Below are 15,810 nucleotides of genomic sequence, written 5' to 3'. Positions count from 1 at the left end.
TTATGCCTCCTTCACAAGGATTTATGATTGACTGTATTTCTGAAAATATTTACGGAAAAATGCGTTCTTTTTATATCCGTGCCGAAGCACGCAGAACTTTCAACATTTATAATATGCATAACCATATTTCTCTTTTGCAAGATTATAATACGTAATTAGTGATTTGTCAGGTAGTTTTATCAAAATTTAAGCGGAATAAACGCAGAATTTGCAGAAAAACGTGCCTGAAATTCAATATGCAAAACGGCGGAGCTTGTGTTATACTAACCGATATGAAACAGAAAACGCTGCGTTCCGCACTGAAAAAACAGACCGTGCTTTTTGCCGCCGTCGGTATCATCGTGCTTGTCGCCGGTGCGTACGCGCTGGGATTGCTTTCGGATGCTGAAAACGGTTTTTACGATATATTGCTTCAGGTAAAAAAAGAACCTCCCGTGGCACGGGAATTGCTGTTCGTCGACATAGACGATCTGTCGCTCAATGAAATGGGAACGTGGCCGTGGCCGCGCGATATCGTTGCGGACGCGCTGATTCGGATGAAAGAGCTCGGTGCGGAAACCGCCGTTTTCGATATCGAATATCTTTCGGTGTCCCGAAGCGGCGTCGACCCGCAAGCGGCGCAGGAACTGCCGGAACTGATTCGGGAGAGTGCCGGCACCGTGTCGGCGCTCGTAACCGATTTGTCCGATTCTTTGGCGGACGGGCGGCTGACTTCTGCGGACGCGCCGGCTGTGGCGCAGGACATGGTGAGCGGTTATATCGAGCCGCTTTTCGGGCAGCTGTACGACACCGCGGCGAATCAGCTGTACCGCGACAACGACGACTATTTTGCCCGCGCGCTGCGGTTTTTCGGCAATTCGTATCTGACCGTAAATTACGCGAACGTGATGGAAACGGCTGCGGAGGCGAAAGAGGCTGCGCAGCGGCGTTTTCTGTTCGATTCGGTTCGGGACGGCGGAAACCGTACGGAGCGGGACAATCTGTACACCGTGCGCAAACAGGACATCGAACCGGGTTTTTCTCCGCCGCTGAAATTGCTGACGGAAAGTGCGCGCGGCGCGGGGTTTACGAACGTCGTCGTGGATTCCGACGGCAGCCGGCGCCGGATGGAGCTGCTGTACCGATACGGAGATGGATATCTGGCGCAGCTCGTTTTTTCTCCGCTGCTCGACCGGCTTGATTCGCGGGAACTGGAACGGACCGCCCGTTCGCTGATTATCCGAAACGCACTGATCGCGCCGGACGTGCGGCGCGACGTAACGATTCCGCTCGACGCGCACGGACGGATGCTGATCAATTGGCTGCGTGGCGATTATTTTGAAAGTTTTCGGCACGAACCGATCGTATATCTGAATCAGCTGGACAGCGCGGAAACCAATATCGTCGGCTGCATCGAGTGGCTGTGTGAAAGTCTGTATATTCTGGACGAAAACGGAGGCTGGCTGCCGTATTACGGCGCCGCTCAGCAGCTGTCCCGTTCTTACGGAGAGCTGCTGCAGCGTAAACGGGCGCTGCTCGCCGCGTGCGGTGTTTCCGGCGCCGGTGAAAGCGGCGTGCCGGAAGATATCGCCGCCGAAACGTACGCGCAGTACTTTGCCGATCGCCGCGCGTTTTTTGACGCCGCCGCGTCGTTCGCCGGCGGGGCGTACCTGCAGGAAATAGAAACGCGGCTCGACCGGATGGTGCTGAACGGTGAAGCCGGCGCTGCGCAGGCGGAACCGGTGCGGGAAGCCGCCCGGGATACGTTCGGCCTGCTTGCGCAGAACGTGAACGCATACCGCGACATGTTTTCGCAAATGGAAGAAATCTACGCGGGCAGTTTTTGCATTATCGGCAACAGTGCGACCGGAACGACCGATATGGGCGCGACGCCTTTCGTTTCCCGGTATCCGAACGTAGGAACGCACGGCAACGTGTACAATACGATCGTTACGCAGTCGTTCATTTATCCGGTGCGGGGAATCGTGCCGCTCGCCGTTGCCGCGCTGCTTCTTGTTCTGTACATCGTGCTGTTGGGAAAAAAACAGGCGCTGTTTCAAAACGCAGCCGGCGTCGTGATGATTGCGCTCGTTCCCGCAGCGAGCTTCATCTGTATGCGGCTGTTCAACGTATACGTTCCCGCGGCGGCGGCACTCGTCGTTACGGCGGTGGGCTACGTCGTCGTTGCCGTATACCGGTACGCAACGACGGAAAACGACAAACGCTTCTTGCGGCAGGCGTTTTCGACGTATCTGTCGCAGGACGTCGTGGACGATATCGTGAACGATCCTGCCAAGCTCGCGCTGGGCGGCGTTGAAAAAAACATCACCGCGTTTTTTACCGATATCAAGAGTTTTTCTTCATTGTCGGAGCAGGTAACGCCCGTACAGCTCGTTTCCATTTTGAACGAGTATCTGACGACGATGAGCGACGTTATCCTTGAGCGCAAAGGTACGATCGACAAATATATCGGAGACGCGATCGTCGCGTTCTTCGGTGCGCCGGCCGATCTTGCCGATCACGCCTACCGCGCATGTGCGAGCGCGCTGCGTATCAAGGAACTCGAACGGGAATTCAACGAGCGGCATCTTGCCGACGAAAGCATACCGATGCCGATCCGTACGCGCATCGGCATAAACACCGGTAAAATGGTCGTCGGCAATATGGGAACGTCCTCCAAGATGAATTACACGATTATGGGCAACAACGTGAATATCGCGGCGCGGCTTGAAGGCGTCAATAAAGTATACGGTTCCTGGATTCTTGTGGCCGAGGATACCTGGAAAGACGTGCAGGCGGGGAGCCATAAAGACGAAATTACGGTGCGCCGTTTGGATAAAGTGCGCGTCGTGGGAATCAACACGCCGGTGCAGCTGTATACGCTGGCGGGTTTTACCGCGGATTTGCCCGCACGTGCCGTTGAGGCGATAGACGTTTTTCACGAGGGGCTCGACCGGTATCTTGAAAAAGATTTCAAAGCGGCGCTTACCCTGTTTGAAAAGGCCGCCGCCATCGATCCGGAAGACACCACCGCGCCGGTGTTTGCGGAACGCTGCCGCGGATATTGTGCGTCCATGCCGCCCGCCGGATGGACCGGCGTAGTCAATTTGACCAGTAAATAACCGCCGCCGCCGCGCGTTGCTTTACTTGAATAAGGCGGCGATGCGCGGTACAATGCAGTATGGGAATATTCAGGGTAGTTGCGGCTTTCTTCGGCTCCTTGTTCGGCGGCGGTCCCGCGTCCGATTCAAAAACGAAAAGCGAAATCAAAAGAATAGAATTTGAACTCAAAGCGCACGAACCGATCGTGTATAAAGGCGGTATGCTGCTTGCAAACCTTGCCGAAGGGTTCAATCTGCTGTATGCGCACGTAAAACCCATCGGAGATATTCTTTCCGCCACGATCGCGGACGAAGACATGCAGCGTGCGGATACGTTTGCCGCAAAACTGTTCATGACGGGATTTTCGCCTGAAATGCGTCAGCTGTACGAACAGCTGTCGTATGAGAACAGGAAAAATGCCGTCCGGGAAGCCGGAAACGAGTCTAAAGCGTACGAGGAACAGGGCCGGCTTTTCGAGCGGCTGCTGAAATCGCTCGATCAGCCGGAATTCAGAAAAATAGACGCGGTTATCAACCGGCTGATGCAGCTTTTCGATATCTGCTGTTTCAATTATTTTTCAGTCGTCAAATTGTTCGATCCGGACTACGTTCAGGGAAATCCGGACTATACACCCTCGTTCCGGAATTTGCCGCCGTCTGCGGTGGAAGTGTTTTCGCTGGACTTGTATTATTTGACGGCGGATTTTCAGCTTACCAATACGCTGGCAAAAGCCGTCGTGGCTCTTGCCGAATTGAACGCGCCGGATCCCGTCGATCTTGACCGGGACGGAATAGTGTTTCATTTGAAAAAGATTGCGTTCGTATACCGGCATCTGCTGTCTCCGGACGTGCTGAAAAATATCGTCGTTATCAGTAAAAAGGATACGGAAACGGTACTGCAGACCGCTTCGTACAATGTGAATAAATTGGCGGGATTTATCGAACATCTGAAAAAACAGTATGAACTTGACAAGCAGCGCATAAAAACCGAACTGCAGAATGAAACCATTACGCAGGAACTGCAGAATCTGTTCGGCAGCCGTAAGCTCGAATCGCTCAACGGCTATAATGCCGAACAGAATACGTACCTGCGGACGAACGGCGCCGATCCGTTTTTGTGGATTATGCCGCTGGAAATACTGAAAACGTTTCTGACGTATTTTTTTGACGATAAAATAAAGGCGCTGCTGAACGACGTAGTTATAGAAGGTTTTTTCAACAATCCGGTGTATAAAAGCGATTTTTCATCGGCAGTTTTTTCGTGCACCGAAGCTTCCGAACGGATAAAAGGTTTTGAAGACAGTTTTCTGCGCGGCGGCTCGAACGACATGGCGATCCTGTACGGTTACATACGCGACAGCCATAAAGACCCCGATTTTGCCAAAAAACTCAGCCAGATGATTTCAACCATCAATGTGGAAGCAAAAAAACTGCTCCAAACGGAAGTAAATTATCTGTTCGCGCTTTTCAGAAAATTGCAGGATATTTTTGAAGACGCCAAGTCGGCCAATCCGAGCAATATTTCAAATATAAAAATCCTGTTTTCTTCCACAAGAAATCGTGAAACGGCAAACTTGTTTGAAAATCAATATGGCGATTGGCAGAAATTTGTTGCAATTATGAGAAATTATGTTATAATAGGTGAAATAGGAAAATCTTAATGAGGAAACAAACCCGTAAAACAAAAACGGTGCCGACAAATCTCGCTGCACAATACGAGAAGAAAATTTACGATTTGCAGCAGTTACTGGCAATCTCGAAATCCCTTTCATCCGTGTTGGAATATTCATCCCTGATTGAATCCATTTTATATATTTGCATGTGCCAAATGCGCGTATTGGGCGCGGGAATTTTTGTTCCCGAAAGTCTTGATTCCGATACGCTTTTTCTGGCGGATAATTATAACGGATTTGATTTGGAACCTGAAATCGATTACAGTTTTTCAGAGTCGCATCCGCTGGTCGGCTTTTTGGGATCGGTGAACGCAACGTTCACGCTGAACGATTTGCGTGTGCATCTGCCGGCCGGTACGGATTTGTCTCCTATTGCCTCGCTGGAACCGTCGCTGATTATTCCGCTCAAGCAGCAGAATCACGTAAACGGCATTTTGGTGCTGGGCGAACGTATCGATATCGGCGACGGCGCCGGATTTAGTGAAGACGATAAACAGCAGATTCTGGACATCGCGGTGCTGGCTTCGATCGCCATCAACAACACGATATTGGTGGAACGTTCTTCCACGGATATGATGACGCATTTGAAATTGAAATATTTCTTTTACAAACTGCTTGACGATAAACTTGAAGCTGCCAAAAAGGCGGAGATGCCTGTCGCCGTCATCATGTTCGATATCGATTTTTTCAAACGGTTTAACGATACGTACGGGCACGCGTGCGGCGATTTCGTGCTGCAGCGCGTGGCGCGGATCATTCAGGACGGCGTGCGGGGTCAGGATTTGGCGGCCCGTTACGGCGGTGAAGAATTCGTCGTAATGCTGTACAATACCGACAGCAACGGTGCGTATAAAGTCGGCGACCGGATCCGGCGGGTTATAGAAGAAAGCGATTTGGTGTATGAAGACGTTCATATGAACGTAACTATTTCCGCCGGATTTTCCGTGTACGATCCGGGCGATGAGAAAAACGCGGCGGTTACGCCGACTCAGCTGGTCGAACTTGCGGATCAGGCGTTGTATCTGTCCAAACGGAACGGCCGTAACCGGATTACGTTCGCGGATCCGGCTGTACTGAAAGAAGTGCATTCGGTTTCGACGGCTGATGCGGTGTGAGAAAAAAGAATAAAGCGCGCAGCGCGGTAGGAGTATATGGAATTCTTGCGTAAAATACGGAAACCGTTTCCGTATTCGTTTTATAACGCCAGCTTTATTATCATCGGTGTCAACGTGCTCGTTTTTGTGCTGACGTATTTGTATCCGAAACTGCTTTCGTATCTGTCTTTGAACGTCGTGTACGTCGTGCGGTATCATATGTATTGGCAGCCGCTGACGTATATGTTCGTGCACGGCAGTTTTTCGCATATCCTGTTCAATATGTTGGGAATTTTCTTTTTCGGGGTCGCCGTTGAACGCGCGATCGGCTCGAAGGAATTTCTGCTGTTGTATTTTTGTTCGGGCATTCTGTGCGGCGTCATTTCTTTTGCGATTTACTATGCTACCGGTACGTTCGTATTTCTTATGGGCGCTTCCGGTGCCATTTACGCGCTGCTGCTGACGTACGCCGTTATTTTTCCCCGTTCCCGTATTTTCATTTGGGGAATTCTGCCGATTCCGGCGCCGCTGCTCATCGCGATATACGCGGGTATTGAAATTGCCAGCCAGCTGTTCAGTCTGCGGGACGGCGTCGCGCATATGGCGCATCTGACCGGGTTCGCCGTTGCCTGGCTGTATTTGATGATCCGGATGGGGATCAATCCGTGGAAAGTATGGAAAAACGCGTACCGGTCGTAAAACGGTTCGTTTTTTGTGTGCTGATCGGCTGTTTTTGTTTTCCGGCGTTTTGCCAGCACGTCGACCAGTCGGAATATATCCGCATCGCGCTCTGGGCACCGCTTGAAGCGTATCCCGGCACGGCCGCCGCCGCCTCGGGTGATCAGGTTTTTGCGTATCCGATATCGCGGCTAAAAGAAACGGCGCCGTTTATAATAGAAGGCATGGTGTACGGCTGGTCTTTTTCATACACGCCTTCCGACAAAACGAGGAACGTAGCTGAATTTTTTGCATACGAGCCGGTCATTCCGCTGGGAAACGCGGCGACGGGAATTGCGTACGAATCACCGTGGATAGAAGACAACCGGCTGTACTGCTGGGTTCGCTTTCTGCGGACGCCGCAGATGATTTCGCTGCGCAAGTCGTGGGAAGCGATTTCGTATAAGCGTGTTTCGGGCCGCGGTACGGGGGCGTTGTCTGACGGTTTCGACGGCCTTCAGACGGCGTGCCGGGACGCGCTGAAGGATGCCGTCAGGGAATATGCGCGCGCGCTGACGCGCAATAAACCGAAAGAGGTTGCCGGCAGCGTGCTGGTAACGGGAGATCCGCGCGTTTCGGTTAAGTCCGGCCGCTACGTCGTTGACCTTGATTTTTTTCTTAATGTGAGTAAAATAGTACCGTACAATTATTATTAGGGAATTTTTTGAATCATCGGATATCGAAATATTCCCATACGTACGTACGTTTGCGGAAAGGCAGACGTTTAATAGGAGATTCTATGAAAAAATCTTTTCTGTGTTTTTTGCTGTGTGTATCCGCGTTTTCGGGAATATATGCGGAAGAAGCGGAAGATTTGCTGAAACAGCCGATTGATCCTACGAAAGTTGAAGTGATACAGCAGAAAAAAGACGTAGCGACGATTACGATCGAATACATGCCGGCTCACGACGAAGCGCGTTTCATTTATACGTGTCCGACGGTCCTGTTCGAACAGAGTGCCGCCATGACTGCGATTAAGGAAAGCGCGACGGCTTTTGTCAAGGAACGCGGTTACTATTTTTATACGTATATCCGGGCGGACGATACCCGTTACGATAACACGAAAAAAACGGCGATTTACACTTCATATATCAAACTTTTACACTAATCCGGAGTTACGATGGACGTTCAAACTGTCATAAAAAACCTGCACCCGCTTGAAATCAGGGTGCTTTTATCATATTCTCCCGCAGACGAGCTGACTGCCGCCCGTTTGCAGAAGGAACTTTCCTATAAGGAAGGTCACGCAAATCAGGCGTTTTCATGGCTGGCCGGTAAGGAACTGGCGGCCGTCGTCCGCAGGGAGAATCACACGTTTTTTGAACTGACAGAACTCGGACGATCCTATGCGCAAACCGGTACGCCGGAAGAACGCATCGTTGCGTTTTTGAAAGAGTCCGGCGCACACACGCTGCCCGAAATCGCCGCGGCGACGGGTATTGAAAACAAGGACGTCGGCAGTGCGTTCGGTACGCTTTCAAAAGAAGGTGTCCTTGCGATGAACGCGGAAAAGAAGGCGTCGTATACCGGTAATCCGCTGCCTCCCCGGGCTGCCGTAACCGCCGGGCTGCTGAAAAAAGCCGCCGCTGCGGAAAACGGCGTTTTGGATCAGGCGGCGCTCTCCGCCGGGGAAAAAGACGTCGTGTCTTCGCTCGCTAAAAAACGCGGCGCGGCGGACGCTCCGTTCCGTATGCTGGAACGGGAAACGGTCGTATACAAACTGACCGGAGCCGCGGCGGACGTAACGGTATATTTGAAAAAGGCCGGTATTACCGGAAACGAAATCGGTTCCCTGACGTCCAAAATGCTTTCCGACGGCAGCTGGAAAAACGGAACGTTCCGCGGATACAATATTTCCGTGCCTCCCGCGCGTATCATTCCGGGGCGGACGAATCCGTACGTTTCGTTTCTTGAAAGCGTTAAAGATAAACTGTGTTCGCTCGGTTTTGAAGAATTCGACGGTCCGCTGGTGGAAACCGAATTCTGGAATTCCGACGCACTGTTTATGCCGCAGTTTCACGCGGCGCGCGATATTCACGACGTATATTATGTAAAAAATCCAACGCACGCGACGAAAATAGACGAACCGTTTTTATCGAACGTTGCCGCCGCACATGAAAACGGGGGCAACACCGGCAGCCGCGGTTGGAATTACACGTTCGACCGTGATTTTACGAGGCGTCTTATCCTGCGCAGTCAGGGAACCGTGCTTTCGGCTCATCAGCTTGCGAAGGCGAAAATTCCGGGTAAATATTTCGGTATTGCGCGCTGTTTTCGCTACGATAAAGTCGACGCAACGCATCTTTCCGATTTCTATCAGACGGAAGGCATCGTTTTGGGCAACGAAGTCAACCTGAAAACACTGCTCGGTTTTCTGGAAATGTTCGCGGTGGAAATTGCGGGCGCGACGGACGTAAAGTACGTTCCCGGTTATTTTCCGTTCACCGAGCCGTCGATCGAAGTGCACATCAAGCATCCCGTGCTGGGCTGGTTTGAGTTGGGCGGTTCCGGCATTTTCCGGCCGGAGGTTACCAAGGCGATGGGCATCGACGTGCCGGTACTCGCCTGGGGCATCGGCATCGACCGTATGGCGCTGATGGCGCTCGGTTTGAACGACCTTCGCGAATTGTTTTCTACCGACATAGAACAAGTCCGGCTCCGAAAAGCCCGCTACTAGGGGCTGAGCGGCTATCCAAACGCGGTTTTGGATAGCTTTTTTGTATCAGCCGACAGTATAAGCAAAAAGAGCTTGCGTTTTCAAAAAAAGCAGTATATACTGGTAGTGATACTTTACAAAATCTCAAAGTTTGTCATTTTGATTGTGGAGAAATTGTATGGAAGCAACATTGCCCAAAATGCTGAGACGGGTCGCGTCAGATTACCCCGGAGTTGCGGCACAATATTTCCGGAACAGCGCCGACGGGTTTGATCCGGTATCGTACAAGGACATGTTTCGTAATATACTCGATTTTGCGGGCGGGTTGCTGTCTTTAGGTGTGCGGCGCGGCGATCACGTCGGGCTGATAGCCGATAATCGCAAAGAATGGCTTCAGGCCGATATGGGCATTATGGCGATCGGTGCGATAGACGTGCCGCGCGGCTGCGACGCTACGGAAAAAGATCTGCGTTTCATTCTGTCCGTGACGGACTGTCAGACTATTATCGGTGAAAATTCGGCGCAGCTGCGGAAAATCATCGGGCTGAAAGCGGATCTGCCGTCTTTTTCACGGCTGATTTGTTTGGAGCCGCTTTCAGACGCGGATAAAAAACTCGCCGCGGAAGCTTCGATCGAATTGCTTTCGTTTGACGACGTTGCAGCCGCCGGAAAAGCATTCCGTGCGGCGGAGCCGGGTGCGGTCGAGGCGGAACTGGAAGCCGGGCAGCGCGACGATCTGGCGTGCATCATTTTTACGTCGGGAACTACGGGCGAACCGAAAGGCGTCATGCTTACGCACGGGAATTTTTTGACGCAGTTGGATGAATTGCAGGAACGTATTTATCTGTATCCGGGCGATAAAGCGCTGTGCGTACTGCCGGTGTGGCATGCGTTTCAGCGCTTGTGCGAATACGTCATTTTGTGTCAGGCTGCCGCGCTGTGTTATTCAAAACCGGTCGGCAGTATCCTGCTCGCCGATTTTCAGAAACTGAATCCGCAGCTGCTGCCGGCGGTTCCGCGCGTGTTTGAATCCGTGTATGAAGGCGTGTTTCGCCTGATGCGTAAAACCGGCGGCGCCGTGTACGCGTTGTTTCGCTTTTTTACCGCAGCCGCGATTCTCCATTCAAAGATAGACCGCCGCCTGTTCCGTAAAACGGCGCGGTTCGGAAACGATTTTCTGATTCCGTCATGGATCGTGCTCGTGCTGCCGTGGCTGCTGCTGTATCCGATCAAGCTGCTCGGCGGCGTGCTCGTGTTTAAGAAAATCCGTGCGAAGCTGGGCAATTCGTTCCGCGGCGGTGTTTCCGGAGGCGGCGCGCTGCCTCCGCAGATCGACGAGTTTTTTTGGGCGATCGGCGTGAATATCGTCGAAGGCTACGGATTGACGGAAACCGCGCCGGTCGTGTCCGTGCGCCCTCTGCGTAAGCCCGTGTTCGGCACGGTGGGATCGGCGATACGCGGCGTTGAAGTCCGTATCGTGGACGCGCAGGGAAACGTGCTGCCTGCCGGAAAAAAAGGCGTGGTACAGGTGCGCGGCGGTACGGTTATGAAAGGATATTATCGGCGCGACGATTTGACGGCGAACGTGATGCGTGACGGCGGCTGGTTCGACACGGGCGACATCGGTATGCTTACCGTCGACGGCGAAATCGTGCTGCGCGGCCGGATGAAAGACACCATCGTGCTGCGCGGCGGAGAAAACGTCGAACCGCTGCCGATAGAAATGCGCCTGAACGAGTCGCGCTATATTGCCCAGTCCGTCGTCATCGGGCAAGATCAGCGGTATTTGGGTGCGCTGATCGTGCCGTCGCAGGAAGACGTAACGGCGTTTGCGGATGAAAACTGCATCCGGTACACCGATTATCAGTCTTTGCTGAAACAGGATGAAATCATAAAACTGTTCGATTCGGAGATACAGGGAGCCATCAATGCAAAGAACGGCTTCAAACTGTTTGAAAAAATCGGTCGGTTTGCGCTGCTTGCAAAACCGTTCGAGCCGGGCGTGGAACTTTCCGCCAAGCAGGAAATCATGCGCTACAAACTGAGCGAATTATATGAAAAAGAAATAAAGTTGCTGTTCAAATAGAAGAGGAGAGCGGATCGGCTGGAACGATGCGTTTGCTGCGTATTTTTCAGTCGGGCTGCAGCCGGTTTTCGGCCGGACGGGCTTGCCCGAAGACGCGCGTTTTCGGGCAAGCTTTTTGTTTCGGGAGAGGAGGTTCCGAAACAAAAAGGGGGCGGAGCGCCTCGGATGATATTCATCCGGAACGTTCCGTCCCCTTTCTTTTCCGTTCGCGTACAGTGCGGTACCGCGTGCAGTTTCCTGACGCGGCTGAGCACGGTGCGATTTCCGAACGCGGCTGAGCACCGTTCGGCAACCGCGTGCACGGAGCGTTATTTTTTCAGATATTCGTTGATGCTCGCCGCAGCTTTGCGTCCTTCGCCCATTGCAAGAATAACGGTTGCCGCGCCCAAAACGATGTCTCCGCCGGCCCAAACCGCAGGGTACGACGTGCGTCCGGTTTCGTCTACGACGATGTGGCCTTTTTTGTCGGCGTCAAGCCCGGGCGTGGTTTGTACCATGAGCGGATTCGAGCCGTTTCCGAGCGCTACGATAAGCGCGTCGCACGGAATTTCATGTTCGCTTCCGGGAATTGCGACGGGACTGCGGCGGCCCGACGCGTCGGGTTCTCCCAGTTCGTAGGAAAGCGCGGATACGGCGCGGACTCGGCCGTTTTCGTCGCCGATAACGCGTACCGGATTTTCGAGGAAGCGGAATTCGACGCCTTCTTCTTCCGCGTGGGTTATTTCTTCACCGCGGGCGGGCATTTCGGCGCGCGTTCTGCGGTATACGACGGATACTTTTTCCGCGCCGAGGCGGTAGGCCATACGGGCCGCGTCCATCGCGACGTTTCCGCCGCCGACGACTGCGACGTTTTTGGCTTCATACAGCGGCGTGTCGGCGTGCGCGGTGTCGTACGCTTTCATCAGGTTGGCGCGCGTCAAATATTCGTTTGCGCTGAATACGCCGATCAGGTTTTCGCCTTCAATGTTCATGAATTTGGGCAGCCCCGCGCCGGTTCCTATGAACGCCGCGTCGAATCCCTGTTCTTTCAGCAGCTGGAGCAGCGTGCCCGTTCGTCCGACCAGAAAGTTTTCACGGAATTTAACGCCCATTTTTTTGAGCATTTCGACTTCCGACGCGACGATTGCTTTCGGCAGCCGGAATTCGGGAATTCCGTATACCATAACGCCGCCGGCTTTATGGAACGCCTCGAAAACGGTAACGTCGTGTCCGGCACGGCGCGTATCGGCGGCTACGGTGAGACCGGCGGGGCCGGAACCGATGACGGCAACTTTTTTGCCGGTTTCGGGTGCGGCTTCGGGAACCGATTGCAGTCCGTTTTCGCGTTCAAAATCCGCTACGAACCGTTCAAGACGTCCGATGGAAACCGATTTTTCGGCATTTTTGAACGTTTTGCCGACGGTACACTGACCCTGACACTGTTTTTCCTGCGGGCAGACGCGCCCGCAGATTGCCGGCAGTAAGTTCGTCGTCTTGATGATATCGACGGCTTTTTTGAATTCGCCTTTGGCAACTTCGGCTATGAACTGCGGAATCGGTACGTTGACCGGGCAGCCGCTGACGCACGGCGCGTTTTTGCATTGCAGGCACCGGTTGGCTTCAACGATCGCCTGTTCGCGCGTGTAACCGAGCGCGACTTCACTCATCTGCCGTGCGCGCAGTCGAGGTTCGGCGACGGGCATATCCTGCTGCGGGATCGCCATGCGATCTTTGGGAGAAATCGTGCCGGCCGCCGTTTTGGCGCTCAGCGCGTCGTATTCTTTTTGCGCAGCTTGTGCGAGCTGCCCGGCTGAAACGTATCCGCTCATTTTGCTCCTCCTGCAAGCTGTGCTGCCTGCGCTTCCATGCGGCATTTATGCAGGTCTTCCTGTTCGCGTCCTTTGAACGCTTTCATGCGCATCATCATGTTGTCGAAGTCGACCAGATGTCCGTCGAATTCGGGACCGTCGACGCAGACGAATTTAGTCTCGCCGCCGATCGTAACGCGGCAGCCGCCGCACATGCCCGTTCCGTCGATCATGATCGTATTCAGGGAAACGACCGTATGCACGCCGAACGGCTTGGTCGTGGCGGCGCAGAATTTCATCATAACGGGCGGCCCGATGGCGACGACTTCGTTCGGTTTGGGATTCTGCTCGCAGAATTTTTTGAGCGGTTCGGTAACGAGTCCTTTGGTGCCGGCGGAACCGTCGTCGGTCATGATGATAAGTTCGTCGGCGAGCGAGCGCATTTCGTCTTCAAAAATGAGCAGCTCTTTATTGCGCGCGCCCATGATGACGATCACTTTGTTGCCGGCAGCCTTGTGCGCTTGGACGATCGGATGCAGCGGTGCGACGCCGATGCCGCCGCCGACGCAGATAACGGTGCCGACTTTTTCTATATGAGTCGGATTTCCCAGCGGGCCGAGTACGGCGCCGAGTTCGTCCGCAACGTTTTTACGTGATAATTTAAGCGTACTGGCGCCGACTGCCTGAAATACGAGGGCAATCCAGCCTTCCTGTGCGTTTGCGTCCGCGATGGTGAGCGGTACTCGTTCTGCAAATTCGGTGTCGAGTTGTACGAGGACAAATTGTCCCGCCTTCCGGTTGCGCGCAATGTCGGGTGCTTCCACTTTCATATAGAAAACATCCGCCGAAAGTTGTTTCTTTTCAATAATTTTGAACATGAATGAATTCCTTTTCGACAAAAACAAAGAAAATGTAATATCCTATAATACCGCATATGCCGAATGTATTCAAGCATGGTGCAGAAAAGAAAGTTTTGCTGTAGTTTTTCCGCCCGCAGTCCGTGTGCGGCGTTTTCTTGTTTGTTTCTTGTTTTCCGGAAAAATATCATTTATACTATGAATAATCGAGGTTATACGTATGGAAAGAAAAGACTTTTCGGTACAATCGGAATTCGACGGACTTCCGCTTCACGTTGCAGTTATGCTTCCCGATTCGGAGATACGCGGCGTCGTGCAGATTTCGCACGGAATGGCGGAATTTAAGGAACGGTATTTTGAGTTCATGGAATATGTGACGGCAGCAGGTTTCGTAACCGCCGTACACGATCACCGCGGACACGGTGAAAGCGTCAAGGATAAGGCCGATCTGGGGTATTTTTACGATACGACCGGCTCCGCTATTGTGGACGACGTGCACCAAATTACGCTTGAACTGAAACGCCGCTATCCGCAAAAACCGTTCGTGCTGTTCGGGCACAGTATGGGTTCGCTCGTTGCCCGAAGTTATCTGAAAAAATACGATGCCGATATCGATAAATTGGTAATCTGCGGCGCGCCGGGCAAAAATCCGTTCGCGGGCGTCGCACTGGCGTTGTCCGGTTTGCTGACGGCGCTGAAAGGCAGCCGTCACCGCAGCGCGTTGCTCCAGAATCTGGCGTTCGGCTCGTATAACGGAAAAGTCGGTGAAAAAGGGCCCGAAAACGCCTGGATCTGTGCGGATCCGGCGGTCGTCGACGCTTATAACGCCAGCGAACTGTGCGGTTTTACCTTTACGCTGAACGGATTCCGTAATCTGTTTCTGCTGATGAAAACCGTATACAGTCCGTGCGGCTGGGAACTGCGCAACGCGCCGCTGCCGATTCTGTTTATAGCAGGTCGGAACGATCCGGTCATTTTGGGTGAACGCGCCTGGCTTCGCGCGCAAGATTTTCTGCGTCGCGTCGGATACGGAAACGTGCGCGGTATCCTGTACGACGGGATGCGGCACGAAATTCTGAACGAAAAAGACCGGAAAACCGTTTTTGCGGACGTGCTTTCGTGGATTTCTGAATAGCGGCCGGCGGTGCGGCTTCAGCCGCGTGCGTTTCGTTTTCGGCAATGCGGAATTCATGCGGAAATTTACCGGAAGCGCTGCCGCGCGATGTTTCTTTTTTTCAGACGGCGGTGTATTATATCGGTATGAAGTATGTTACGACGGGTGATTTTCCCATAGGGACTCTTGCGGTTACGGAAGACGGCGCCGGTATCTGCGCAGTGCACGTGCTGCCGGACGCCGCAGAACCGTCGTGCGGTGCGGAAGAATTTGAGCGGAAAGAAACGCCGCTGCTGCGCCGCGCGCTCGTTCAGCTCGGCGAGTATTTTGCCGGAACGCGCCGGACGTTCGATCTGCCGTTGTCTTTAAAAGGTACCGAATTTCAGCTGCGCGTGTGGAACGAACTGCTGCGCATTCCGTACGGAAAAACGACGACGTACGGCCGGCTTGCGTACCGGGTCGGGAACGCCAAAGCGTGCCGCGCCGTCGGTATGGCGAATCACCGCAATCCCGTGATGATTATCGTGCCGTGTCACCGCGTTATCGGTGCGGACGGCAGTCTGACCGGATACGCCGGCGGACTGAACGTAAAGCGGCTGCTGCTCGATTTGGAAGCGGGATTTCAGGCGCTGGATCTGCGGTAAAACGGACTGCCGGCGGGTATGCCGGCGGCGTACGTGCATCTGGCGGCGTACGTGCATTTGGTAGCAGATGTACGCGGCCGGTTTGACGTGTGCGGTACGGTT

Annotated in this window: 12 protein-coding genes; 10 read left to right on the top strand and 2 right to left on the bottom strand. The window is 53.3% G+C overall.

The features are described from left to right. The first annotated feature begins 272 nt into the window (after nt 1–272). The 8 genes from TREBR_RS12045 (at nt 273) to TREBR_RS12010 (ending at nt 11,306) form a co-directional block, all read left to right on the top strand. Nucleotides 273–3,101 carry a CHASE2 domain-containing protein gene (locus TREBR_RS12045; protein ID WP_041610447.1) on the top strand — a complete coding sequence of 943 codons (2,829 nt, stop codon included), beginning with the start codon at nt 273–275 and terminating at the stop codon, nt 3,099–3,101. Between the two features lie 59 nt (nt 3,102–3,160). Continuing rightward, complete coding sequence (locus tag TREBR_RS12040; protein WP_013759442.1) at nt 3,161–4,741, top strand: DUF5312 family protein; 1,581 nt, start codon at nt 3,161–3,163, stop codon at nt 4,739–4,741. Then, nucleotides 4,741–5,868, top strand: a complete 1,128-nt coding sequence (gene dgcA, locus TREBR_RS12035; protein ID WP_013759441.1) for a diguanylate cyclase DgcA — start codon at nt 4,741–4,743, stop codon at nt 5,866–5,868. Before TREBR_RS12040 ends, dgcA begins: the two co-directional genes overlap by 1 nt. Nucleotides 5,869–5,904: 36 nt before the next feature. Then, the gene (locus TREBR_RS12030) at nt 5,905–6,546 is read left to right on the top strand and encodes a rhomboid family intramembrane serine protease (RefSeq protein ID WP_013759440.1); all 642 of its coding nucleotides are present in this window, start codon (nt 5,905–5,907) and stop codon (nt 6,544–6,546) included. Beyond that, a complete protein-coding gene (locus TREBR_RS12025) occupies nt 6,522–7,220 on the top strand; it encodes a hypothetical protein (protein WP_013759439.1) in 699 nt (232 codons plus the stop codon). Before TREBR_RS12030 ends, TREBR_RS12025 begins: the two co-directional genes overlap by 25 nt. A gap of 83 nt (nt 7,221–7,303) precedes the next feature. Next, on the top strand, nt 7,304–7,672 hold the full coding sequence (locus TREBR_RS12020; RefSeq protein WP_013759438.1) for a hypothetical protein: 369 nt from the start codon (nt 7,304–7,306) through the stop codon (nt 7,670–7,672). A 12-nt stretch (nt 7,673–7,684) separates the two neighbouring features. Then, nucleotides 7,685–9,241, top strand: a complete 1,557-nt coding sequence (pheS, locus tag TREBR_RS12015) for a phenylalanine--tRNA ligase subunit alpha (RefSeq protein ID WP_013759437.1) — start codon at nt 7,685–7,687, stop codon at nt 9,239–9,241. Nucleotides 9,242–9,398: 157 nt separating this feature from the next. Then, entirely contained in the window at nt 9,399–11,306 is a 1,908-nt protein-coding gene (locus TREBR_RS12010) for an AMP-dependent synthetase/ligase (protein ID WP_013759436.1), read from the top strand. Nucleotides 11,307–11,614: 308 nt separating this feature from the next. On the opposite strand, the gene gltA is transcribed toward TREBR_RS12010, so the two are convergent. Continuing rightward, on the bottom strand, nt 11,615–13,114 hold the full coding sequence (gene gltA, locus TREBR_RS12000; RefSeq protein WP_013759435.1) for an NADPH-dependent glutamate synthase: 1,500 nt from the start codon (nt 13,112–13,114) through the stop codon (nt 11,615–11,617). Continuing rightward, on the bottom strand, nt 13,111–13,971 hold the full coding sequence (locus tag TREBR_RS11995) for a sulfide/dihydroorotate dehydrogenase-like FAD/NAD-binding protein (protein ID WP_013759434.1): 861 nt from the start codon (nt 13,969–13,971) through the stop codon (nt 13,111–13,113). The genes gltA and TREBR_RS11995 overlap by 4 nt, the downstream gene beginning before the upstream one ends. A gap of 199 nt (nt 13,972–14,170) precedes the next feature. Between TREBR_RS11995 and TREBR_RS11990 the strand changes: the two genes are divergently transcribed. Then, entirely contained in the window at nt 14,171–15,085 is a 915-nt protein-coding gene (locus tag TREBR_RS11990; RefSeq protein ID WP_013759433.1) for an alpha/beta fold hydrolase, read from the top strand. Between the two features lie 125 nt (nt 15,086–15,210). Continuing rightward, nucleotides 15,211–15,708 (top strand): methylated-DNA--[protein]-cysteine S-methyltransferase, encoded by a 498-nt coding sequence (locus TREBR_RS11985; RefSeq protein ID WP_041610885.1) that lies wholly within the window; start codon nt 15,211–15,213, stop codon nt 15,706–15,708. Nucleotides 15,709–15,810 lie beyond the last annotated feature (102 nt).

This window comes from Treponema brennaborense DSM 12168, assembly GCF_000212415.1.
In the GTDB taxonomy this organism is placed as follows: Bacteria; Spirochaetota; Spirochaetia; order Treponematales; family Treponemataceae; genus Treponema_F; species Treponema_F brennaborense.
This window is presented reverse-complemented; position numbering and strand designations above follow the sequence as displayed.